This is a genomic window from Myxococcus sp. CA056, assembly GCF_013336715.1.
Lineage (GTDB): Bacteria > Myxococcota > Myxococcia > Myxococcales > Myxococcaceae > Myxococcus > Myxococcus llanfairpwllgwyngyllgogerychwyrndrobwllllantysiliogogogochensis.
On record NZ_JABUMT010000002.1, the window covers coordinates 1,238,870 to 1,262,434 of the forward strand.

Sequence of the window (23,565 nt, forward strand, 5' to 3'; positions counted from 1 at the left end):
TCCCTCAGAGCGAAAGGATTGCATACGCACCCACCTCGTATTCGCGGCCCTTGAGTCCCTCGGTGATGGCCGTCGTGCTCATGCCCTCCGAGTACTCATCCAGCATGCGCACCAGCCCCCGCAGACCGAAGCGCGTGGACACCGCGCCCAGCACCGGCCGCTTGAGCCCGTAGGACACGTCGCCCCCGAGCTGCACCGGATACGTGAGGTTGAACACGCGGTGGTAGTCGTACGGACCCCAGTCGTTGAACCGCAGTTGCGTGGCGAGCAGCAGCGTGTCGTACAGCACGTTGGCGTCCAGGCCGAAGCGGCGCACCTGCCGCGCGTCCTCGCCTCCGGACTGCACGCTGCCCACGAAGGCCGTGCCGTACAGCTTCAGCCGCTGCGTGGGGTTGCCCACCATGCGCAGCGTCGTCTCCCACTCGTCGCGCGCGGGAGGCGCCCCGGCGAAGGCCACCGCGCTGCCGTCCGCGAGGATGGCGATGCTCGCATCCCGTGACGTCGGCTGTCGGCGGTACACCAGGTCCAGGCCCGCCGCGAAGGGCGCGTCCTCGCGCATCTCCCGGTCCCACGCCCAGAACCACGTCCCCGGCGTCGGGTCGAAGGTGATGAGCAGCTCCGCGCCCAGCGTCTCGCGGTTGTCCAGGACGGTGAAGGCGTCCTGCAACACGTTGCGAGCGCGCACGGCGGGGAAGTACGTGCCCGAGTCCTGGTCATACGTGTCGGGGATGTTCGGATTCGGGCCAATGAGCGGCTTCTGGTACAGCACGTTGGGCGCCACCTCGATGGTGCCCAGTTGGAAGGCCGCGCCCGCCTGCGCTCCGAAGTGGTTGCCGCGGCCGCTCTCCCGCAGGCTCCAGCCCGTCAGCACGATGCTCGGCTCGGGACCACCGTCCGCCACCAGCCCGCGGAACGAGCCCTGGGCGAACAGCCGGACGCCGCCCAGGTCATACGTGGCCCGCGCCTTCGCGCCGAGCGTGTCGAGGAACTGCACCTTGTCGCGCAGCACCTCCTGGCCACTGCCCATGTAGCTGGCACCGCCCGTCGCCTCGCGCGTCCACGTGAACTCCTCGCCGATGCGCTGGGGCGCGGCCAGGATGCCACCGATGTCGAGCGCCAGCGGACCCCGGTTCCACTCGAAGGTCAGCGCCGTGCGGCGCGCCACGCGCTCGCGGATGACGGAGGCGGTCTGCTGCGTCGCGCCCCGGGCGATGTCCTCCTGATGCACCAGCGTCAGCGCCATGTCCCCGAAGCCCTTGCGGTACTTGGCGACGACGGATGGGTTTGCGCCCCAGTACAGCTCCGGACCCACCGCCAGCTTGAAGCCCTCGAAGGAGCGCTTGCCGCTGAGCACCACGCCGAAGGGCGCGTTGCCGTGGTAGATGTCGATGTTCGGCCCGTAGTTGGCCTCGCGGTACAGGCCGAAGAAGTCACCCTCCTCGCCCCAGTGGTAGTGGCCGACGCGGTAGAAGCCCTCCAGCGCGAAGTCCGCGCGGTCCAGCTTGAACTCCGCCTGGTACAGCGCGAAGCGGTCAAAGCCATTCACTCCCGGCTGGGAGACGCCCGGCGTCGGCGAGGCCCCCGGTGCCGGCGTCGTCGGCGTCGGCGTGGTGCCCCGGTTCTCGTAGAAGAGGTTGTTGAGGCGGTTGGTGGCCACGTTGCCCACCACGTTGAAGGACGCGCGGCCGTACACGCCGGTGGCGGGCTGGAGCGCCAGGTCGAAGAAGATGGACTCCGTGTGGTCCGCCGCCGTCAGGTTCGGCCGCGTCGTCGCGATGCTCCCGCGCGACAGCGAGCTGTCCATGACGAGGCGCAGGTTCGACACCCGCACCGCGCTGAGTTCGTCCGCCTTCGCCAGGGCGATGGAGGACTCGTAGCTCTTCGACAGCTCGGAGGGCCGCAGGCCCGCGAAGTGCGCGTGGATGCGGTCCAGGTCCGTGTCCTCCGCGTACGGGTCCAGGCGGAAGGCCGCCTGCAACACGTAGTAGGCCGTGCGCGGCTGGATGCGGGAGATGCCCGCGTCGTCCGGCGTGCCCAGGGCACAGATGCCGAACCACTCCTCGTTCATGTTGTTCTGACCGGCCACGAAGTCCGCCGCGTAGCCGCCGTTGGGCCACGACGCCGTCGTGTCGTGCAGGGAGAGGTTGGCCTCCTGGCCCACCTTCCACCAGCCATCCACCCACTGGAAGACGAAGCCGCCCAGCGCGTTGCCCACGCGGCCCTGGCCGTACGTCTGCGTGTAGATTTCCTCCCACTGCTGGCGCAGGTACTCGGCCTGCGACAGGTGGTCCTCACGGCCGTCCCGCGCGTTGAACGCATCCGCGCCGAACTCCGAGAAGAGCACCGGCTTGTCCACCTTGCGCAGCACCTCTTCGTACAAGTCCCGGACGCTGGGGCCCCGGTAGACGTTGGCGCCGAAGATGTCGATGTCGGTGGCGTGCTTCGCGATGAGGTCGATGTACTGGAGGTCGCCGTTGGCCATCGCCACCGGGTGGTTGACGTCGCGGGCCTTGATGGTCCGCGCCGCCTCGCCCATCAGCGTGTAGAGGTGCACCGCGCGCGCGGCGTCCTCCTGGCCCGGCAGCGCCTCGATTTCATAGCTGGTCCAGTGCAGGCCGTAGTTGTTCTCGTTGCCGAGCAGCCACATCAACACGCCCGGAACGCCCCGGTACACCTCCACCTTCTTCGCCAGCTCCTCGAGCAGCGCCTTGCGGTGCGCGGCGTTGGAGTAGTCGATGTTGGGCACGAAGGTGCCGTTGACGGTGGCGCCATAGCGGCCCATCAGCGGGTTCACCACGGTGGTGATTGCGTAGTTCTTGAAGATGAACTCCACCCAGCGCGGGGGGATGTCGTCGAACTGGCGGATGGCGTTGACGCCCATGTCGCGCAGCAGCGTCATCTCCCGCGCCAGCACCGCGCGCACGAAGTCGTCGGGCTGGTTCCAGAGCGAATAGCGGTAGTTCTCTCCAATGGGCGTGTAGCCCCAGTTCATGCCGCGCAGCAGGAAGTCGCGGCCGTCCACCTTCAGCTTGAAGCCGCGCTCGTCGCGCTGGAGCTTGACGACGGTGGCCTGCTCCGCGCCCGCGGTGACGTCCACGGGCTGCAGGGTGAGGGGCTGCGGCGCGGGAGACGGCGCCGGGCTCGGAGGACCCGAGGGCGTCGTGGTGGTGGCCGCGGGCGGCGCGCCACCGGGAGGAGCGGCGGCCGGCGGAGTTGCTTCCACCGGCGCCGTTTGAGGTTGCGTGCCGCCGGGTTGGACGGGCTGCGCGTCCTGCCCGGCGTGGACGGGGGACTGGTACAGCGCCACCGCGAGGAGGGGTGCGAGGAACAGGGCTCTCATGCGGCCAGCTCCACATCCAGCCCGTTCTGGGCCACCACGGCGCGGTACAGGTGCGCGCTGTCCTTGGGGATGCGCTTCTGGGTCGCGTAGTCCACGTAGACCATGCCGAAGCGCTTCTGATAGCCGTACGCCCACTCGAAGTTGTCCAGCAGCGACCACGCGAAGTAGCCCTTGAGCGGCACGCCCTGCTTGATGGCCTCCAGCGAGGCCTCCAGGTGCGTGCGCAGGTAGTGCACGCGCTTGGTGTCCCGCACGCGGCCGTCCGCGTCCGGCGTGGTGCCGTAGGCGGCCCCGTTCTCCGTGACGTAGAGGCGGCCGGGCTTGTAGTCCTGGTTCAACCGCACGAGCAGTTGGGTGAGCCCGTGGGGCGACACCTCCCAGTCCATCTCCGTCTTCTCGGGGCTGACGTGGACGGTGCGCGGGGCGTTCTGCGCCTCGGGGATGCGGTCGCTGCGGATGACGCCTCGGTTGTAGTAGTTGACCCCGAGGAAATCGATGGGCGCGGCGATGTCCGCCATGTCCCCCTGTCGCACGAAGGGCAGCGTGTCCGACTTCAGTCGCCCCTCGGCGACATGGTCGTCAATCACGTCGCGCGGGTAGCCCTTCCCGTAGAGCGGGTCCAGGTACCAGCGGTTGAAGCCGCCGTCGAAGGAGCGGCACGCGTCATGGTCCTCCTTGCTGGGCGACGCGGGCTCCGCGGGCACCAGGTTGAGGGTGACGCCGACCTCCGCCCTGGGCACGTTGGCGCGGATGACGGGGACGGCCTGTCCATGCGACAGCAGCACGTGGTGGGCCGTGGCCAGCGCCTGGCCCCAGTCCTTGATGCCGGGGGCATGCTCGCCGTTGGCGTAGCCCAGGATGCTGATGCACCAGGGTTCGTTGTGCGTAATCCACCGCGACACCCGGTCCCCGAGCTTCTGGCTCATCACGTCCGCGTACTCGACGAACGCGCTCACCGTGTCGCGCGAGGCCCAGCCGCCCTTGTCCTGAAGCGCCTGCGGCAAATCCCAGTGGTACAGCGTGACGACAGGCTCGATTCCCACCTCCAGCAGTCCGTCGACCAGCCGCGAGTAGAAGTCGAGGCCGGCCGTGTTCACCTTGCCGCGCCCCATGGGGAACACGCGCGGCCAGGCGACGGAGAAGCGATACGCCTTCAATCCCATCCAGCGCATCAGCTCCACGTCTTCGCGCCAGCGGTGGTAGTGGTCGCAGGCGACGTTGCCGTTGGTTCCGTCGGCGATTTTACCGGGCGTGGCGGCGAACCGGTCCCAGATGGATTCACCGCGCCCGTCGGCGTCGGTGGCTCCTTCAATCTGGTACGAGGAGGTGGCCACACCCCACACGAAGTCATGAGGAAACTGCCGCATCGTCAGGGACTCCTTTCGAGGACTCGAGATGGCAGCGGACGTGGTGCTCCGCCGCGGGAAGGTGAAAGGGAGGAAGCGCCTCGTGGCACCGCACGTCGGCGTGAGGACAGCGGGGCGCGAAGGCACACCCCAGAGGAGGCGCGGGCACGATCGCCACGCGCGCGGGCAGGGGCGTGCGCAGGAAGTCCACGCCATCCGGAACGGCCGACAACAACAGCCGCGTATACGGGTGGCGAGGCGCCTGGAGCACGTCGCTGGTGCGGCCCGTCTCCACGACGGAGCCCGCGTAGAGCACCAGCACGCGGTCCGCCAGGTGACGGGCGCTCGCCAGATCGTGGGTGATGAAGAGGATGCCGATGCCGCGCTCGCGCGTGAGGCCCTTGAGCAACTGGAGCACCCCCCGGCGCGTGGACACGTCCAGCATGGAGGTGGGCTCGTCCGCGATGATGACGTCGGGCTCCACCGCCAGCGCCCGCGCCACGGCCACGCGCTGACGCTGGCCTCCGGACAGCTCGTGCGGATAGCGCTTCGCCAGCTGCTCCGCCGGCGTCAGCCCCACCGACTCCAGCAGCGCGTGCACCCGTCGCGTCAGCTCCACGCCCCGCGCGCGCCCATGGCGCACCAGCGAGCGCTCCAGGTGATAAGCCACCGTGTGCACCGGATTGAGCGAGGCGAACGGGTCCTGGAACACCATCTGCACGCGGCCCCGGTAGGCCAGTGACGCGGCGCCGCCCTCGCGGGCGAGCACGTTCTCTCCGCCAAGGAGGATGTCGCCCGAGTCCGGGGTGTCCAGCCGCGCCAGCAGGCGGGCCAGCGTGGACTTGCCGCTGCCAGACTCGCCGACGAGCGCGAGGATTTCTCCGCGCTCCAGCGAGAAGGACACATCCGTCAGCACCTTGCGGCGCGCGTGGGACAGGAAGCCGCCCACGGGGAAGCTCCGATTCAGGCACGAGGCTTCCAGCAGGGGAGGGCTCATCGACGACCTCCGGGGGACGCGGCGAGCGGCGGCTTCAGCGCGCTGGTGGCCTGCTCCAGCACGTCGGGTGCCGGCGTCGGCGCGTCGGCCGCGCCCAGGTGAGGGAAGGACGACAGCAACAGGCGCGTGTACGGATGCCGTGCGTCGGTGCGCAGGCGCTGCGCGGTGTCCACCTCCACCAGCTTGCCGGCCTGGAGGATGCCCACGCGGTCCGCCAGCGCGAGCAGCAGTGGCAGGTCATGCGTGATGAAGAGGACCGCGAAGCCCAGCCGCTCCTTCAGCTCCACCACACGCTGGAGCAGCTCCTTCTGCACCACTACGTCGAGCGCGGTGGTGGGCTCGTCCATCACCACCAGCCGGGGCTCCAGGGCCAGGGCCAGGGCGATACCCACGCGCTGGCGCATGCCTCCGGAGAGCTGGTGCGGCCACGCGTCCACCAGCTCGGGCTTGAGCCCCACCATGCCGAGCAGCTCACGGGCCCGCGCATACGAGGACGCGCGCGAGCTGCCGCCATGTGCCGCGAGCGTGTCGTGGAACTGCTCGCCCAGCGTGAGCACCGGGTTGAGCGCGCTCATCGCGCTCTGGAACACCATGGACACACGGCTCCACCGGAAGGCGCGCAGCGCCTCCGGCGACAACGCGGTGACGTCCGTTCCGTCGAAGAGGATGCGTCCGTGGGTGATGGCCGCCGACGAGGGCAGCAGGCGCAACAGCGCGGAGCCCAGCGTGGACTTGCCGCTGCCGGACTCGCCCGCGAGGCCGAACACCTCGCCGGGGGCGATGTCCAGGGACACCTGGTCCACCACGCGGGAGGGGCCCGCCTGCGTCATGTACTCGATGGACAGCTCACGCACGCTCAAGAGCGCGCCGGGCGTGGCGGCCTCCTGCGCGGGCGAGGCGACGGCGCGCACCGCCGCGGCGCTGGGCGCCTTCGGAGGGGCGCGAAGCGAGGGGTTGGTCAGCTCGTCGATGGCGGAGCTGAGCAGCGTGAGCGAGAAGCCCACCAGCGCGATGCAGATGCCCGTGGGGACGAAAATCCACCAGGAGCGCGTCAGGAGCGCCGCGTCGTTGCCGGCCCAGTAGAGGTTGGTGCCCCACGTCACCGAGCCCACGTCACCCAGGCCCAGGAACTCCAGGCCCACCTGCGCGCCCACGGCGTACAGCGTGTTGCCAATGAACGACGAGGCCACGAGCGAGGCCATGTTGGGCAGCAGCTCGCGGGTGATGATGCGCAGGTGGCTCTCTCCGGCGACGACGGCCGCCGCGACGAAGTCCCGACCTCGCAGCGACAGCGCCTCCGCGCGGAAGACGCGCGCGTTCCACGCCCAGCCCGCGAAGGTGAGCACCACCACCATGCGGAACGGACCGGAGGGCAGGTAGGCGCCCAGGACGATGGCCAGCGGCAGGCCCGGGATGACCAGGAAGATGTTGGTGGTGAGCGTCAGCGCGTCATCCACGCGGCGGCCCAGGTAGCCGGCGGTGATGCCCACCAGCGCGCCCACCAGCGTGACGAGCGCGCCCACCGCGAAGCCGATGGCCAGCGTCTCCCGCGCGCCCACCACCGTCTGCGCGAGCACGTCCTGGCCCTGGCCCGTCGTGCCGAACCAGTGGGCACTCGAAGGCGGCTGGTGGGGCTGGCCCATCAGCTCCGTCGGGTCCATCACGAACCACGGGCCCACCAGCGCGACGAGGAGGAAGCCCAGGAGGAGGGTGCCTCCCACCGCCGCCTTGCGCTGGCGGAGCAAGCGTCGAAGGGTGTCACGCATGGGCGCGGGTCCTCGGGTCCAGCCAGAGGCAGAGCAGGTCCACGGCGAAGTTCGCGGCGAGCACCGCCAGCGTGATGACCAGGAAGAGCCCCTGCATCAGCGGGTAGTCCTGGTTGCGCACCGCGAGGATGAGCAGGTAGCCGGTGCCCGGATACGAGAAGACGATTTCCGTCAGCAGCGAGCCGCTCAGCACGAAGCCCAGTGCCATGCCGAAGCCGGTGACGTTGGGCAGCAGCGCATTGCGCGCCGCATAGCGCAGCATCACCTGGCGGGGCGGCAGGCCCTTCGCGTGCGCCAGCCGCAGCGTGTCCGTGCCCAGCACCGCCACCATGGTGTTGCGCATGCTCAGCATCCACCCGCCGAGCGTGGCCACGACGATGGACGTCGCCGGCAGCACCGCATGCCGCCCCACGTCCGCGAGGAAGGTGAGCGTCGCCCCGGGCTCCACGTCGTGCGAGTACGCGTGACGCAGCGGGAACCAGCCCAGCCCGAAGCCGAAGAGGTACAGGGCCAGCATGGCCAGCCAGAAGTAGGGAAAGGCCCCCAGGAAGGCGAGCGCGGGCGCCAGCGCGGAGTCCAGCCAACCGCCCCGGTTCCACGCGGCCAGCACGCCCAGCATCGTCCCCACCGCGAAGCTGATGATGACCGCGCACCCGGCCAGCCCCAGCGTCCACAACAGGCCCGTGCCGATGACCTCCGACACGGGCGACGGGTAGTACGCGTACGACAGGCCCAAATCCCCGGTCAGCAGGTGCTTCAGGTACGTGAAGTACTGCACGTGCCACGGCGCATCCGTGAAGCCGAACGCCGTCTTCAGGGCCACCAGCGCCTCGGGGGAGATGCGGCCCTCGAAGCGGGCGAACATCGCCGTGGCCGGGTCTCCCGGCGCGAGCCTCGGGATGACGAAGTTCATCGTCAGCGAGGCCCACGCGGCGAGCAGGTAGAAGCCGAGCCTGCGGAGCACGTAGCGCATGGTCAGGGCGCCTCCCTCGGGGCGAGCGCCGTCAGCACCAGCAGGCTGTCGGGCTCGGCGTGGGGCGAAAGCCGGGCGTAGGGGTTCGCCTCGGTGGGAAAGCCCGTGAAGCGCTTGGAGTTGGACTCGCCCCAGGACGGGTTCGGGAACAACGGAATCGCCGGCGCCGTCTCGGAGAAGCGCCGCTGCACCTGCGCCATCAGCGCCTGCTGCTCCTCGCGCGAGTCGGTGACTTCGAAGCGCTCCAGCAGCGCGTCCGTCTCCTTGTCGCCGTAGCGCTGCCAGTTGGCGGGAGCCACCTCGCCCACCGGACGCACCGTCGCGGACGACAGCATCCACTTGTAGAAGGTGTACGGCGTGGGGCCGTCCAGCGACCAGGAGATGGCGAGCTGGAACTCCCCCTTCTGGAGTCGCGCCTGCCACGCGCTGAACTCGTACGTGCGCAGCTGCGCCTGGAGGCCCAGCTTGCGCAAGTCCCGCGCGACGACCTGCCCCGCGCGCACCCAGTCCGACCAGCCGCCCACCACTTCGATGTCCAGCGTCAGCGGGCTGCCGTCCGCCTGGCGGCGCAGCCCGTCGGGCCCCCGCGTGAGCCCCGCCTCGTCCAGGAGCCGCGCGGCCTCCTTCGCGTCGTGGCGCACCCACGCGTCGTCCGCGACGTCCGCGTCCCGCCAGCCCGTGTACGCGTCGTTGAGGCCCGTGGCGTCCGCCGGCCGCGTGTAGCCATACATGGCGATTTCGACCAGCCGCTCCCGGTCCAACGCCATGCTCAGCGCCTTGCGCACGCGCACGTCGTTCAGCGGGGGCTGGGTGGTGTTGGGGTAGAGGAAGACGGTGCTGCCGAAGAGCGGGAACCAGCGCGCGTGGTGCTTCGGGTCCCTGGCGACGAAGGTGCGGTCCACCGCGGGGACGAAGTTGCCCGCCCAGTCCACCTCGCCCTCCACCAGCGCCAGGTTCGCCTGGTCATTGGTGGGGAAGGCCAGGAAGCGCAGCGCCCTGACGGCGGGCTTGCCGGGCTGCCAGTAGTACGGGTTGCGGCTCAGTTCGTACACCTGATTGCGGAAGACACTCACCTGCGTGAACGGACCGGTGGCCACGGGGTTGGGATTCGTGAACGTCACCGGGTCCGCCACCCGCTCCCAGATGTGGCGCGGGACGATGGGCTGCGCGGCCAGGTCCCCGAAGCCGGGGATGAACGTGCGCGAGAACTGGAAGGCCACCGTGTGCGGCCCTTCGGCGCGCACGTCCGCCAGGAAGCGCCACACGCCGCCCGCGTCCAGGGCCGCGTGCTTGCGCAGCAACTGGAAGGTGTAGGCCACGTCCTCGGCGGTGAAGGGCTTTCCGTCGGACCAGCGCACGCCCTCGCGCAGCGTGAAGCGCAGGGTGCGGCGGTCCTCGGACCACGCGTGCCCCGTGGCCAGCCACGGCTGGTAGTCACCCTTGGACGGTGTGTAGAGCTCCAGGCACTCGTAGACGCCCGCGCGCGTGGGCCAGCGAGAGCCCGCGCCCGGGAAGAGCGGGTTGAAGTTGCGCACCCACGCGCTCTGCTGCTCCACGGAGACGAACAGGGTCCCCGGCGGACGCGGACGGGGCTCGTTCGAGCACGCCGCGCACAGAAGCAGGAGGAGGGCGGAGGTGACGAGGCCCGCGGGCCTCATTCCACCCTCGAGTAGGCGCGCACGTAGTCCACCCGCATCTGCTGGGGGAACTGCGTGGTGCCGTCCACCGGGCCCACGAAGCCGCCTCCCACCGCGACGTTGAGGATGAGAAAGTGCGGATGGTCGAACACCCAGCGGGCGTTGCCCGGCAGGTCCCGGGGTGTCACCTCCATGAAGGCGATGTCATCCACGAACCAGCGGATGCGGTCGGGGTCCCACTCCACCGCGAAGACGTGGAAGTCCTCGTAGAGCCTGCCGCCCGCGACGACGTGCTCCTGGCCCACGTTCTCCCCGCCCGAATACCCCGGTCCGTGCAGCGAGCCCCGGACGATGGCGGGCAGCTGGCCCCGGTGCTCCATGATGTCGATTTCGCCGCACGTGGGCCAACCCACCTGGTTGAAGTTCGCGCCCAGCATCCAGAAGGCGGGCCAGATGCCCTTGCCCGTGGGCAGCTGGATGCGCGCCTCGAAGCGCCCGTAGGTCCGCTCGAACTTGCCGCGCGTGGTGAGGCGCGCGGAGGTGTAGTCGTTGCCCTGGTAGCGCTCGCGCCGCGCGGTGATGACCAGGCGCCCCTCGCCGTCCAGCGAAGCGTTCTCCGGCCGCGCGGTGTTGTGCTCGTACTGGCCGTTGCCCCAGCCGTCTCCTCCGACGTCCGCGCTCCACCGCTCGGTGGAAGGTGGCGTGCCCGCCGGTCCGTCGAACTCGTCCTGCCACACCAGCTTCCAATCCTGATGCGAGGGCTGGACGGTGGTGGGGGGCGGGTCGGTGCGTCCTGAGCGGGCCGGGTCACAGGCCATGCATCCCAGGAGCGCGAACCACGGGAGGAGTCGGCTGGGCGTCATGCGGTTTTTCCGACGTGTTGGAGGGGAAATAACGTGCGGTCCCGGAGGGCCGCCTGGAGCACGAGTGTGGCCGCGCCCACCGCGATGGACTTGTCGCCCAGCGCGGACGTGACGATGCGCGTCTCCGCCATGGACGTGGACAGCGCGCGCTTGCGCACCGACGCCCGCAACGGGTCCAACAAGAGGTCGCCCACGGAGGAGATTTCCCCGCCGAGCACGACGATGGCGGGGTTGAGCAGGTTGAGCAGGCCCGCGACGGCGACGCCCAGGTACTGGCCCAGCCCATCGATGATTTGCCGCGCCGCCGGGTCGCCCGCGCGCGCGCCTTCGACAATCTCGCGAATCGTCGGAGCCTTGCGGCCCTTGGTGCCCATCAGCTCCCGCGCGCGCTCCACCAGCGCCCCGGAGCCGATGAGGGTGACGAGGCAGCCGCGCAGTCCGCACAGGCACGGAGGCCCCGCGGAGTCGACGGCGATGTGGCCAATCTCTCCGGCCGTGCCTCCGGCGCCGCGGTACACGTCGCCGTGGATGATGTGGCCGGAGCCGATGCCCGTGGCCAGCTTGATGTACGTCAGGTCCTCGCCGCTGGTGCCCGCGCCCCAGTAGCACTCCGACAGCGCGCCGAGGTTCGCGTCGTTGTCCACGAACACCGGCAGGTCGAACGTGGTGCTCAAGGCCTCCCGCACGTCGTAGCCGCGCCACGCCGGCAGGATGAGCGGGGACATCTTCCCGGGCGCGGACGGGTGCACCGGGCTGGGCGCGGCCACGCCCAGGCCCACGACGGAGCGCCGGGGAACGCGCTCGGCGTCCAGGCACTCCTGCACCAATGTCCGCACCGTCTTCAGTGTGCCCTCCGGGTCGTTGCGAACCTGCTGTGCGGCGCTGCGGTGGGTGCGCACCCGGCCCCGCAGGTCCGTGAGGACCACGGTGACGTGGGTGGCGCCCATCTCCACGCCGAGGATGCTGAAGGCGTCATCCCGGAAGCCGATGAGGGTGGGGCGACGGCCGCCTCGGGAGACGCCGGCGCCGATGCTGCGCACCAGCCCCGAGTGCTCCAGGTCCGCGACGATGGCCGACACGGTGGACGGGCTCAGCTCCGTCCTCCGGGCAATCTCCGCCCGGGAAATCTGGCGCTCGCGCCAGATCATGTTGAGCAGCAGGCTGCTGTTCTGCGCCCGCATGCCCGCCGCGTCGACCGTCAGTGCCGCCGTTCCCACTTTCATCGTCCCCTTACGCTCCATTCCGCCGCGCGGAAGGCGCGGTGGGTGTCATCTCCACTGGATGTCGTCGACGTAGAAGACGACCGGGGTCGGCTTGCCCCCCGCTACCCAGCCGAAACCACCCACCACCTTCCGGTATCGGACGCGGCTGACGTCGATTGTGTACTCCTTTGGCTCCGCCGTGAGCGTCTGGTCTCCGGTATCGAGGCTGAAGCCGTCGGCCGTAGTACTCAGACCCACCAGGAACTTGACGACCTCACCTCCCGTGGCTCCCCACGCATAGAAGGACAGGACGGACGCGCCCTCGGGGACCTCGAAGCCGGGCAGGTCACCCCAGTTGCTCTCGGGGTACTGCCACCACACGCCGCCCCAGTTGCCGCCGCCCGCCGTATAGGTGAACTTGTGGCAGTCGCCCTTGCCCGTGCCCGGCCGCGTCGCGGCGCACTCGGGCGCGGAGACGATGCCGCCCGACGCGCCGTCGCCCATGTAGCCGCTGGGCGCCCACGTTCCGTCCACCGTCAGGGGAAGCGCCGTGGTGGGGCCCGCGTCAGGAGGCCCCGCGTCCGGCTCGCCCGCGTCGGGAGTCCCGGAGTCTGGCGGACCCGCGTCCGGCACCCCCGAGTCCACGGGCCCCGCGTCCGGCTGTCCTGAGTCCGGAGTTCCCGAGTCGGGCTTCGTCCCCGCGTCAGTCTGGGGGTCGGGCGTCTTGTCATCCTCCTCCGGGTCACATGCACCGAGCAGGCTCATCGTGGCGAGCAACCCCGCCGCGGCACACGTCCAGGCGAAACGCTTGTGTTGCATGGGCTTCCCCTCCCTGCTGGAAAACTTCGTTCGCACTGCGAAGAAACCAGACGACGCAAGGAACCGACGCTCGCGTGGTGCGATGCGTCAAGAAAGGCGCTCTGCTTCAGAGGAGAGTGAGGTGAATCACGCCGTGCCCATCCGCCCACACCCCCGGGGCTCACCGTCACTCCGTCACGAACCGTGCTTCATTCGTTCGAGTGACGAAGAAAGTACCAGCGACGTTGGTTGGATTGCAAGCCGCCGCGTGACAGGGCCTTGACGCCAAACCCAGACACGGCGCCGCGCGCGGCCCGTCCCATTGCCTGACGCGTCGCGGCGACCGTGACGTGAGAGGGATAAGAGGGCACGAGGGGCGCTTCGAGCCCGCCGAGTGGGGCCACGCGCGGCGAGAATGCCGCCTGGAGGGGCGCTCGAAACTTTGTTCGGACGGCGAACAAAGTTCAGGGTGGGAGGTGCCGGGTCACCCAGGTGGGGCGCTGGACGGGGTGAGGCTCACGTCCGGCTCCGAGTGGAATGACGACAGCGGCTGCCACCATAGCGTGGGCCCGCCGCCTTGAACAGTTTCATCCAGCGCGAGAAGGAAGGGCTCCGCGCCCTCGGCTGGCGGGCGCGTCATGGAGAGGGCCAGGAGCGCGCCGGCCCGCGTCACCAGGCTGGTCGTGTCGATGCACCGGGTTGAACGGAGCCAGGTCCGCGCGGGACGTCCGAGGGGATTGGAATCCGGAGGTGCGCCGCCTGTTGTGAGGCTTCATGCGAGAGCTGAGTCGGCGTTCCGTCGTGCTGGGGCTGGGGTCCTGCGCCGTGAGTGTGGTGGCATGCACCTGCGCGGTCCCAGCGGAAGCCGTCCCCGTGGCGCCCCGCGTCAGGGCCCAGCTCTACGCCTGCGAGGGATGTGAAGCCGTCGCGGAGCGGGTGCCGGAGCGGCTGGTTCCCACCGTCTGGCTGTCGAGCGCCGAGGAGCCCGGAGAACGGATGACGCTGACGGGACGGGTGTTGAGCGCTCAGTCACGCGAGCCCGTCGCGGGTGTCGTCATCTACGCGCATCACACCAACGCGGCCGGGCTCTATGCGAATGGTACGCGGGAGTCCGAGTGGAGCCGTCGCCATGGTCGGTTGCGCGGGTGGGCGAGGACGGGTGGGGACGGCGTCTATGCGTTCGAAACCATCAAGCCCGCGCCCTATCCGAACGACACCCTGCCGGCGCACGTACACCTGTTCATTGGCGAGCCGGGGCGGCCCGCGTACCACGTCGATGACGTCGTGTTCGACGGCGAGTTTGGCGTGACGCCGCGCTACCGCGAGAAGCAGGAGCTTCGCGGTGGAAGTGGCATCGTGAAGCTGTCGCGCACGGCCTCTGGCGTGTGGCTCGCGCGCCGGGACATCGTCCTGGAGCGTCACCCTTGAGTCGCGTGCGCGGGGTGCTCAGAACGGCGCCAGGCGGAAGGCTTCCATGAGGAGCGGCAGGGGGCGCGCGCTCCACAGCACGGCCCACTGTCGTTCGTTCACGCCTCGCATGTAGACGTCGCCCAGGTACAGCGCGACGGCGGCGCGGGCCTCCAGGTCGATGAGGAGCGCGCCCGGCTCACCCGATATCGAGAAGGGCCGGTCATCCGTGGCCGTGACGAGCACTTCTTGTCCGTCCTCGCCCACGGAGATGATGCGGCCGCGATGCAGGCCTCCCCGGGAGGTGTACTTCATCACGGTGCTGCCCACGCGGGGCGCCGCCACCCGGGGCACCCAGGACACGGGTGGGTACTCGCCCGTGCCACGCTCCGCCGGGTCCAGGGGCGCGGCGATGCAGGCGTCGAGCAGGCCCGAGGGGCTCCACTGCCTGGCTTCCGTGGCCATCACCTGGGCGACCCGGGTCTGGGTGATGACGTGGCGGAGCCAGCGCCCCTCGGGACGGCGGTCCACGATGCCGTCCTCTCCCCGCGAATACGGTGGAGGTTGTGGCACCAGTCCTCCTCCCATCGTGAGGCCGCCGGGCGCCGGTGGGAGGACGGGTGGTCCCAGCCGGTGCTCCACGGTGAGCAGCACGGGGTCGCCGGATTCACGCAGGCGGAACCAGCCTCCGAGGGAGGTCTCGTAGGGGCTGCCCTCCTCACTCAGCGGCTCTCCGGCGATGAGCCGGGGGCCTTTGCCGTGGCCGTGCGTGCTCATGGTCGGGCGAGACTCCAGAGGGAAGACCTGGCGTGGCTACAGCTCGCTCAGGCCAGGGTCGAACAGGGCGGTGAGCGTGACGAGGAACTCGTGGGAGAACACGGGCATGGGCGCGTGGCCGCCATTGTACGGCTGGGCGATGCGGAAGTTCTCGCCGAGCAGGCTGTCCCTGCCACCCCACCGCGACCCTCGGGCCACGGACGTGGGTGGGGCAGGACGGCGCAGGCACCTTGAAGCCCGTGTGTCCTTCGCGACGGAGTCCCCGGTGCGCGTGTGAGGGCTGTTCAGTAGGGCCGCAGGTGAAAGGCCTTCATCAGGAGCGGCAGTGGACGGGCCCGCCACAACACGGCCCACTGACGCTCCTTTACGTAGCGCATGTAGACCTCACCCACGTGCATCCCGATGGCGGCACGGGCCTCCACGTCGATGAGGAGCGCGCCCGAGTCGCCTTCCACCGCGAAGGGCTGCTCACTGGTGGAGGTGACGAGCACCTCGTCTCCAGACTCGCTCACGCAGAGGATGCGGCCGTGACGCAGTCCGCCCCGCCGGGTGAACTTGAGCACGGTGCTGCCCTCGCGAGGCTCCGCGACGCGGGGCACCCAGGGCAGCGGCGGGTACTCGTCCGAGCCGAGCGACGGGGCCACGGGCGCGGCGATGCAGGCGTCGAGCGGACCCTGGTGTCCCGTCTCGGGTCGGACTCCCGAGGCCAGCACCCTGGCGACGCGCTCGCCCGACGTGGCGTGGCACAGCCAGCGCCCCTCGGGACGGCGGTTCACGATGGCGTCTTCCCCCTGCCAGCGCAGGCGCGGCGGCGGGCCTCCTACCGCGAGGCACGCGGACGCGGCCCTGATGGGGTCCGGCGTCAACAGGTGCTCCACGGTGAGCAGCACGGGGGCGCCGGACTCACTCAGGCGGAACCACCCGCCGAGCGTCGCCTGGAGGTAGCTGCCCTCTTCACATAACGGCTCGCCGGAGAGCAGCCGTCGGCCTTCGTTGTCCGCGTGGGTGCTCATGCCTGGGTGAGATTGGTGAAGTCGCAGGCGGCGGGAAGGCATGAGACCGGCGCGGCGTTCGCGGGGGCCAGGTGGATGACGCGCTCGTGGGGATTCGAGTGCTCCAGGGTGCCCACCCCCGCGCCGTCGTCCGCGAGGTAGGCGGTGCGCCCATTGGCCTTCAGCTTGACGGTCCTCACCACCCCCGACACCGGGAGGGTGATGTCGTAGGAGTCGTCGTCGGTGACGCCCGCAACGGCATACAGGCCATTATAGGCATACGTGCCTCCGACGTGGTTGCCGTCGGTGATGGTGACCGTGCCCGCGCCCAGGTCGTGGTTCACCGCGTGGGTCACCGTGCAGGAGGTGCCGTCATCATCCAGGGTGATGGCCACGGGGCCCGCCCCCATGCCGGTGTCCGCCATTCCGGCGACGCCGAGGTGGACGGCGCCGGTGGTGATGGCCAACTCGTAGCTCGTCTCATCGATGACCTGAGCGGTCTGGTGGTGCCCGTTCAGCGCCGCGATTCCCATCACGCTGAGGGTGACGCCATGCCTGGGGGTTCCCTGGGCGGGAGCCGCCGGTCCGGCGATGGCCAGCGGGGTTCGCGTCACCTGCGAGGTGATGTTCTGGACCGCGGCGGCGGGAGCGCCCAGGGGCAGGGCATAGTGGTTGGAGTCCACCACGGTGGCGGCATGCGCCGCGTTCAGCGCGATGACCGCGGCGCCGTTGATGGTGACGATGGGCGCGCCCTTGAGGCCATGGTTGGGGTGACGCGCCACCGCCTGGTTGCCCATGTGGTCCACCACCGTCACCGGGACGAAGAGGTCCACCTCATCCTTGCGATAGACCTTCTCGTTGCGCGGAAGCGTGCGCAGCGAGGGGGTGCCGCCCACGTTCGCGAGCGTGCGCTCGCCGTCGTGGAAGTGGCCGGTGGAGCCCACCAACTCCACCTGGGCCGTGCCCCAGAAGCCGTCGGCTTGCGTCTGGCGCAGGAGGCTTTCGGTGGGGGCCTTGTCCAGCAGCGTGACGTTGTTGCCGGCGACCTGCCCGGTGACTTCCGCCGCCGCACCCTGGGACACGTCCAGGAGGGACCAGTCCGCGTCCAGGTTCCGGGCGACAGGGTGGGCGCCGTCGTAGGCGGGCACGCTGGCGCCCTGGAGCTTCACCATTCGCAGCCCTCGTCCATGGTTCGCGTGGGTGACGACACTTCCCGTGAGGTCCGCGTCCAGGACGACATCCACCCCGCCCAGCTTCGCCGTCGCATGCACGTTCACTGGGCTCGTCTTGTCCGTGCGGTAGGTGTTCGCGTCGACAATCTCGACGACCCGCTGAGGCCCGTCGAGTGATGGGTCCGTGCTCTCCGTGACGACCACCGGACCCAGCCCGCGTCCATGGGCCAGGTGGGTGACGATGGTGTCGGTGCCGTCATCGTCCAGCGTCACCGCCGTGCCGTCCACCTGGGCGGCCTCGCCGTTGGCCACCGCGCTGGTGAAGCGCAGCTTGTAGTGGTCCGCGTCGATGATTTCCGTCACCTCGTGGTCGCCATCCCACGCGCCGGCCGAGGAGCCGTCGACGTGGACGCAGCCCAGCGTGGCGCCCTGGCCGGGGTGGTGAAGCAGGCACTGGCCCTCGGGGAAGTCCATCAGCGTCACGCGCACGCCCACGCTCGGCAGCGTGTGCACGTGGTTCGCTCCCGCGCTGGCATCCAGCCGGTAGTGATGGGCGTCGACGACGGTGGCGTTGCGCGCGCCATTCAGGAGTGCCACGCCCGTGCCACGCAGCCTCACCTGCTTCGTCCCCACGAGCCCATGGGCCGGGTGGTGCACCAGGCATTCGCCCGCGGGGAAGGTGAGCAACTCGGTGGCCTCGACGACGGGAGCGCCGCCGCCCGGGGGCATGGAGGTCCCCGTGGCGCGTGGCCCCACGCCGAGCACGGGCTCCGGGACGGGCTTCGCGGCCACGGGATGTTGGGACGCGGGCGGCTTCTGGCAATGCACGAGCTGGAGCGGCAGCGGGCCTCCGTTCGTGTGGACCACCTGCACGGACGCGCGGGCCTGTCGCTCCGCTTCCTGGCTGGCCAGGATGGCGGGCTGCCGCAGCCGCTGCACGATGCCGTTGATGAGGCGAGAGGCCGCGCTGCGATTGGGCTCGCCGCGCGCCGCGAGAATCGCGTCGCGGAGGGCCATCTTGGTCGCCGCCGTGGGATGGAGGTTCACGAAGGCCGCGCCCGTCATTTCCGTCTCGGCCTCGTCCGCCACGTCGGCCGCGGAGTTGCCGGTCACCTTGCTCGCGGCCTCCGCCGCGCCCCCGACGAGCGTCGCCGCCTGGGCCTGGGCGTAGCAGTGGGAGACACGCGCGGCGGCCTGCTCATACGCCGTGGTGGCCGCCTGGATGTTCGTCGCGGCGAGCCCTACGGGCGGCGTCCCGGGTCCCCTCCAGCCCAGCAGGCAGTGGCGACGCTGGCCCACCACGCCGTTGAGCTCCATGCGCATGGGGGAGGAGTCATTCTTGTGATGGCATTGATCGACGGTGTAGTAGCCGGCGACGCCAGGGACGGGCTGCAGCGGCATCTGCGTCAGCGCCGCGGGGAAGCCGCCACCGTCGTACTTGCGCAGGCGGACCTGGATGCCGGGTGTGCGCGCGGGGCCCGGGTCCACGACCAGCGCGTCGCCGGTGGGCACCGCGATGAGCGTCACGGTGACGCCCGCGGTGGCGACCTTGTTCACGGTGGGCGTCGCCGTGGCGTTGGTGGACAGGGGCCAGATGTAGTGGTCCTCGTCCAGCACGGTGACAGGGTTCAGGCCCACGCCGTTCAGGTTGACCTGGGGCGCGCCGTGGGCGTCCAGGCCGTGCCGCTCGTGGCGGACGAGGCAGTGGTTGGCGGGCAGGTGGTAGACGGCGGCTGGCGCTCCATTCAGGGTGCCATCCGCGTCCAACTGGCTGGCCAGGACGGAGAGCGGCGCCGCGACGTAGTTCTTGTCACACCGGTGGATGGCGATGGCCGGGTTGTCGTTGGACGTCCCGGCGATGGCCACGATGTCTCCATCCGAGAGGCCGTGCCCGGGCTTGCGAATGAAGCACCAGGTGTTCGGACCCGCGTCGAAGACGCGCACGGCGCAGGTGGACAGGATGCCCGCTTCGACCCTCGGCGTGCCGTCGCGAGGCACCGGGAAGGTGTAGTGGTCCTCGTCCAGCTTGTGGATGGGGTGCGGCCCCGCGTTGTAGACCGCATGCGCGGCCCCGCTCAGGGTGACGTTGTCGTTGTGTTCCTTTCCATGGCGGGGGTGGACCACGAGGACGTTCGTGTTCGTGTTGATGAGGGTGACGTCGATGTCCTCCGCCGTCTTCTGGACGTAGTGGTAGCCGCGCACGCGGTACATGTCGACGGCTTCGGGGAAGGGGTGTCCCGCGCCGCCGTTCTTCGCGTAGCCGTGCTTGCCGACCTTGTTCTTGAGGCTCCCCGTGAAGAAGATGCCGTAGGAGTACACCACCGTGGGCGGCAGGCCGTGCAGCGGCGGCGCGGCGAGCGGGATGTACTTCTCCTCCAGGCCGTCCTTGGCGCCATGGTGGGCCGCGAGGATGCCGACCACCTTGCCGTCCAGGTCTCCCGCGCGACACGAGGCGATGTGCTGGAACATCGCATCGCCAGTGAGCAGGACGTAGCGCTCTTCCGGGAACAGCTCTGGCCGCGTGCCGCCCGCGTCGAGCGCCCGGCGCTGGCCGATGGGCGGCGCGTTGCTGTCGTCCTGCACGCGCACCAGCGCCGCGAGGCCAATCTCGTTCTTGTCGATCTCCCTGTTGTGGTGGCCCGGCCAGTCCGCGCGCAGCACGAAGCCCCAGGGGTATTCCTCGAAGCAGAGCTGGTTGTTGGAGATGACGCGGACGTGGGTCAGCGCGTTGAAGAAGTTCCTGTCACTGGTGACGGGCTTGTTCTCGATGACCAGCCAGGGCAGGTGCATGGCCTGCGGCTTCTCCACCGCGAGCTGCCGGTGGTCCGTGTCGAAGTGCGACAGGATGACCACGGGGTTGCCGGCCATGCAGGGCTGGTAGTTCGTCGGGCGCGTGTACTTGTGGGACTTGTCGTCCCCCAGGCCGAAGTCGAAGTAGGCGAACGGGTGGCCATTCGCGTCGAAGAGGGCGTTGCAGTTGCCCTGACCGATGTCGAACACGCCGACATAGGACACGTGCTGGTTGAGGCTGGTGCTCTGCTGGCCCGTGCTGTCCTCGGGGCGGATGGAATAGATGCGCGCCAGCTCCTTGCCCTGGTCCCCAATCGCCTCCAGTTCCAGCACCCACCAGGTCTGCTCGGGCCCGAACTTCAGCGAGGGGAACTGCCGGTAGCACGACACCTCCAGGGGGCCGTTGTCGACGTCCATGGTGGGACGGGTGGACGAAACCCTGACCCGGAACCAGATGCCTTCCTGGATGTGGAACTTGCTGTTCCCCACGACGACGGTGACGGTGGGGACTCCCGCCTCATGGCGGTAGCCGTCCGCCTGGAACTCCAGCTCCCAGAGGGGCGTCCACCGGTTCTGGCGATGGAACTCCTGTCGCTCCAGCTCCGCGCGCTCGTCGAACCACTCCTCCTCGACGAGGTCCAACCACACCAGGGCGCGCTCCCCTGTGTCATCGGGTTCGTACTTGCTGGCGGTGGCATAGAACCAGCCCTCCGTCTCCTCGGGGCCCTCGTCCTCCTCCATCTCAGGGACGAAGGGGGGCGGTGAAGGGGGGTCGCAGGGGAGGACCACCAGGTCGACGTCCATCGAGGACGACGCCCGCGGAGGGAAGAATGGGTACTCGGGCTCTCCTGTCCGCGCGTATCTGTACCGAGTGCGTTTCTTGTCGTGGATGATGGGGGACTGGGAGTCGTCCCCACTGTCGTCATCACTGTCGTCGTCGCTGTCGTCGCTTTCCGAGCCCGAAGGCGGATCCCAGTTCCCGTGAACGCGCTTCTGTCCACCGTCCAGGGCCTTGGGCCCCTTCAGTCGGGTGGAGGGGCGCCACTCTCCTGGGACGACGGCCTCGGTCTCGGAGTCGCTGTCGTCCGTCAGGTTCGGCTCGTCCTCCAACGGGGGCGGGAAGGTGCCACTCGCGGGGGTCCTCTGCTTGTGGGGCGGCTCTCCATGGGGGGGCTTCGAGGACGAAGGGGCGGGACGAAACGGGGGCCTGGAGCGCGGGTCATCGTCGAAGGTGTCGCTCATCGTCCGGCCCCCTCTCCGGCGGGCACGCCCGCGCCCAACTCGTGGAGCAGGTCCTCGAGCATCGCCTCGCGCTCAGAGGGGAACGTGTCGCGGCCGAAGATGGGCCGCTTTCCTCCGCGCAACCGCAGGTCGAAGCCGTCACCCAGATGCCAGGCGGCCGCCACGAACAGCGCCGCGCCGCGCCGGCTCACCAGCCCATAGGGCCCGGCCTTGCTGACCTGCGTGTGGACGAACCCGGAGAGCTGCTCGGGTGCCATGCGGCGGGCCGCGGGGTAGTGCTCTCGCAGGAAGGCGGCGAGGAGGACCTCGAACCGTCGACGCGACTCCTGTTGGAAGACCTGCTTCTGCTCGTCACGGATGATCAACAAAGGGGTGCCTTATCGAGCCTGAATTCCTGGCCCCCCGCGCAACCGTGCTTCCAGGACTGAGGCGAAACGATAAGGCGTCCCTCACGAGTCCCGCAACGGAGGCGGCGCGTCCTTCCGCCTCGTGTTCCGGTGAAACCCACGAGGTCAGATTGCTCGAACGCTCGTGGGCAACTCCTCCACCGCCGAGGCGGCGTTCCGGTGAAGGCGTTGGCGTGCCCGGGCCCCTGGTCGTCCGCCACGCGGAGGCCTGTCTTCACCTGCCTCGTCGCGGAGGACTCGTCGCCGGATGAATCCGTCCGAGACGCCTCCGTACCTTGCTTTCCTCTGATGTCCTGGAAATAATCCTGCGTCACTTCACCGGCGTGGGTGTCTCCGTTGTTGCGGATTCGTGAGTCGCAGATCACCACGTTGCGGCTCTCCGCGGAGGATGCGCGGGTCGAGCAGCGGGTCGGGGACCTTCTCGCGGAGCAGGCTCTTGTCGTGCCCGGGCCTGCTCGTGTGGAGCCGGCGTGGACGCGGGAGCGGCTGCGGCCCGTGGTTCGCCGGGCGGTGGACCGGGGCATCCTCGCGCTCGCGGACGTGCGGCTCTACGTCAGCCTCGCCGAGTCGCTGGGCGCGGACTTCGAGGAGCAACGCCCTCATGCCTGGATGCGAACCTGGTTGGATGACGCGGGCGTCTCGGACCCTGTCGCGCGCCTTCGCAGGGTGGTGAACGAGCGCCGCCGCCGCGAGGACGTGGTCCTCCAGAACCGACGGAAGGAAGAGGCATTCCGCCTCCTCCATGCTCCGCCTGGGACCGACACCTGACCGGAGTCGCACGGGCATGTCGCCGCCGCCCAGGCCGACCCGACACGCACGCCTGAGCGAGGACCCACTGCCATGCCACCCCCCACGTCCGGGACGGATGCCGCCATTGCCCCCTGTCCACTCGAGTCCGGGAAGGGCCAGGTGGAGGTGGTCGTCGTCGATGACCGGGAGGCGCCGCTGTCGGGTGTGGCGCTCGAGCTGACGCGGCTGACAGGGGATGAAGCCCTGCGCACGCGCACGGATGAGCAGGGCGTCGCGCTGTTCGAGGGGTTGGAGGAAGGCCGCTATCGCCTGCGGTTGCTCGACGTGGAGCCCGCGTTGTGGCGGGTGCTCGGCGCGTTGGAGCTGCCACCTCGCGAGGCGGGAGCCAGCGCGAGATGGGGGCCGGCGTCCCAGCCCAAGGCGCTCACCTGGACGTGCGAGGGGACCGAGTCTCTCACGGTCCTCGCCGCGAGGTGGGGAGTGCGCCCATCGCGCCTCGTGGATGCGCGAACGGGACAAGCGCTCGCGTCCGACGTGGCACCCGCGCCGGGCACTCGCGTCGTGGCGCGGCCCTTCGCCCGGGAGTGGGTCACCGTGGAGACAGGTTACCGGCAGGTGGTGCACCGGATTGGCATTCCCCTGGCCCTGGTGCTGGTGCTGCGCGACGGCGCGCACCAACCCCGCGCGCACCAGCCCTATCTGCTGAAGGTGTGGCTGGATGACGAGGAGGAGCTGCCCGCGCAGGAGGGCGTGACGGATGACGAGGGGCGCGTCGTGCAGGTGCTGCCGGAGCGCGCGGTGAGGGGCGAGGTGACGGTGGCGCCCGGTCGCCCCGATGAGCGCCGCCTGACGCTGCGCTTCGTCGCGCTGCGGTCGACGAGCGCGCCGGAGGGGCTGCGGGAGCGCCTGGAGAACCTGGGGTTCTCCTGCGGAGGCGAGCAGGGGGAGTTGGGGCCCAAGACGCGTCTGGCCGTCGAGTGGTTTCAGTACGCGCTCGGGCTGCCTCCGAGCGGTGACGTGGACGAGGCGACCCGCGCCGCGCTGGGCCTGCTTCACCGTTCGTAATCCAGGGAGCCTTTCGCGATGCGATGCCCGAACTGCCACGC

The 23,565-nt window shown here is 69.9% G+C and carries 17 protein-coding genes; 3 read left to right on the top strand and 14 right to left on the bottom strand.

The window, feature by feature from the left end; translation table 11 throughout:
* Window positions 1–4: 4 nt before the first annotated feature.
* The 9 genes from HUA76_RS12565 to HUA76_RS12605 are packed head-to-tail and all read right to left on the bottom strand — an operon-like array spanning window position 5 to window position 12,943.
* Entirely contained in the window at window positions 5–3,340 is a 3,336-nt protein-coding gene (locus HUA76_RS12565; protein ID WP_174460948.1) for a glycoside hydrolase family 2 TIM barrel-domain containing protein, read from the bottom strand.
* The gene (locus HUA76_RS12570) at window positions 3,337–4,707 is read right to left on the bottom strand and encodes a GH1 family beta-glucosidase (RefSeq protein ID WP_174460949.1); all 1,371 of its coding nucleotides are present in this window, start codon (window positions 4,705–4,707) and stop codon (window positions 3,337–3,339) included. The genes HUA76_RS12565 and HUA76_RS12570 overlap by 4 nt, the downstream gene beginning before the upstream one ends.
* Window positions 4,688–5,683, bottom strand: a complete 996-nt coding sequence (locus tag HUA76_RS12575; RefSeq protein WP_174460950.1) for an ABC transporter ATP-binding protein — start codon at window positions 5,681–5,683, stop codon at window positions 4,688–4,690. The genes HUA76_RS12570 and HUA76_RS12575 overlap by 20 nt, the downstream gene beginning before the upstream one ends.
* Window positions 5,680–7,449: a dipeptide/oligopeptide/nickel ABC transporter permease/ATP-binding protein gene (locus tag HUA76_RS12580; RefSeq protein WP_174460951.1), complete on the bottom strand. Its 1,770-nt coding sequence runs from the start codon at window positions 7,447–7,449 to the stop codon at window positions 5,680–5,682. The genes HUA76_RS12575 and HUA76_RS12580 overlap by 4 nt, the downstream gene beginning before the upstream one ends.
* Window positions 7,442–8,422: an ABC transporter permease gene (locus tag HUA76_RS12585; RefSeq protein WP_141644429.1), complete on the bottom strand. Its 981-nt coding sequence runs from the start codon at window positions 8,420–8,422 to the stop codon at window positions 7,442–7,444. Before HUA76_RS12585 ends, HUA76_RS12580 begins: the two co-directional genes overlap by 8 nt.
* A 2-nt stretch (window positions 8,423–8,424) precedes the next feature.
* Window positions 8,425–10,080, bottom strand: coding sequence for an ABC transporter substrate-binding protein (locus tag HUA76_RS12590; protein WP_174460952.1), 1,656 nt, complete (start codon window positions 10,078–10,080; stop codon window positions 8,425–8,427).
* Entirely contained in the window at window positions 10,077–10,922 is an 846-nt protein-coding gene (locus HUA76_RS12595) for a family 16 glycosylhydrolase (protein ID WP_174454249.1), read from the bottom strand. The genes HUA76_RS12590 and HUA76_RS12595 overlap by 4 nt, the downstream gene beginning before the upstream one ends.
* A complete protein-coding gene (locus tag HUA76_RS12600) occupies window positions 10,919–12,145 on the bottom strand; it encodes an ROK family transcriptional regulator (RefSeq protein ID WP_174460953.1) in 1,227 nt (408 codons plus the stop codon). The genes HUA76_RS12595 and HUA76_RS12600 overlap by 4 nt, the downstream gene beginning before the upstream one ends.
* A 45-nt stretch (window positions 12,146–12,190) precedes the next feature.
* Window positions 12,191–12,943 (bottom strand): hypothetical protein, encoded by a 753-nt coding sequence (locus HUA76_RS12605; RefSeq protein ID WP_174460954.1) that lies wholly within the window; start codon window positions 12,941–12,943, stop codon window positions 12,191–12,193.
* Window positions 12,944–13,696: 753 nt separating this feature from the next.
* Between HUA76_RS12605 and HUA76_RS12610 the strand changes: the two genes are divergently transcribed.
* Entirely contained in the window at window positions 13,697–14,350 is a 654-nt protein-coding gene (locus HUA76_RS12610; protein WP_217439542.1) for a hypothetical protein, read from the top strand.
* 18 nt (window positions 14,351–14,368) lie between these two features.
* Here the strand turns inward: HUA76_RS12610 and HUA76_RS12615 are convergent, their stop codons facing one another.
* From HUA76_RS12615 to HUA76_RS12635, 5 genes are all read right to left on the bottom strand, one after another.
* Window positions 14,369–15,106: a hypothetical protein gene (locus tag HUA76_RS12615; protein ID WP_174460956.1), complete on the bottom strand. Its 738-nt coding sequence runs from the start codon at window positions 15,104–15,106 to the stop codon at window positions 14,369–14,371.
* A 36-nt stretch (window positions 15,107–15,142) separates the two neighbouring features.
* Window positions 15,143–15,304 (bottom strand): hypothetical protein, encoded by a 162-nt coding sequence (locus HUA76_RS12620; RefSeq protein WP_174460957.1) that lies wholly within the window; start codon window positions 15,302–15,304, stop codon window positions 15,143–15,145.
* Window positions 15,305–15,390: 86 nt separating this feature from the next.
* Entirely contained in the window at window positions 15,391–16,119 is a 729-nt protein-coding gene (locus HUA76_RS12625; RefSeq protein WP_174460958.1) for a hypothetical protein, read from the bottom strand.
* Entirely contained in the window at window positions 16,116–21,302 is a 5,187-nt protein-coding gene (locus tag HUA76_RS12630; protein WP_174460959.1) for a hypothetical protein, read from the bottom strand. Before HUA76_RS12630 ends, HUA76_RS12625 begins: the two co-directional genes overlap by 4 nt.
* The gene (locus HUA76_RS12635; protein WP_141649270.1) at window positions 21,299–21,670 is read right to left on the bottom strand and encodes a hypothetical protein; all 372 of its coding nucleotides are present in this window, start codon (window positions 21,668–21,670) and stop codon (window positions 21,299–21,301) included. Before HUA76_RS12635 ends, HUA76_RS12630 begins: the two co-directional genes overlap by 4 nt.
* 375 nt (window positions 21,671–22,045) lie before the next feature.
* Between HUA76_RS12635 and HUA76_RS12640 the strand changes: the two genes are divergently transcribed.
* Both HUA76_RS12640 and HUA76_RS12645 read left to right on the top strand, forming a co-directional pair.
* Window positions 22,046–22,477 carry a hypothetical protein gene (locus tag HUA76_RS12640; RefSeq protein WP_174461206.1) on the top strand — a complete coding sequence of 144 codons (432 nt, stop codon included), beginning with the start codon at window positions 22,046–22,048 and terminating at the stop codon, window positions 22,475–22,477.
* A 72-nt stretch (window positions 22,478–22,549) separates the two neighbouring features.
* Window positions 22,550–23,524, top strand: a complete 975-nt coding sequence (locus HUA76_RS12645; protein WP_217439543.1) for a peptidoglycan-binding protein — start codon at window positions 22,550–22,552, stop codon at window positions 23,522–23,524.
* Window positions 23,525–23,565 lie beyond the last annotated feature (41 nt).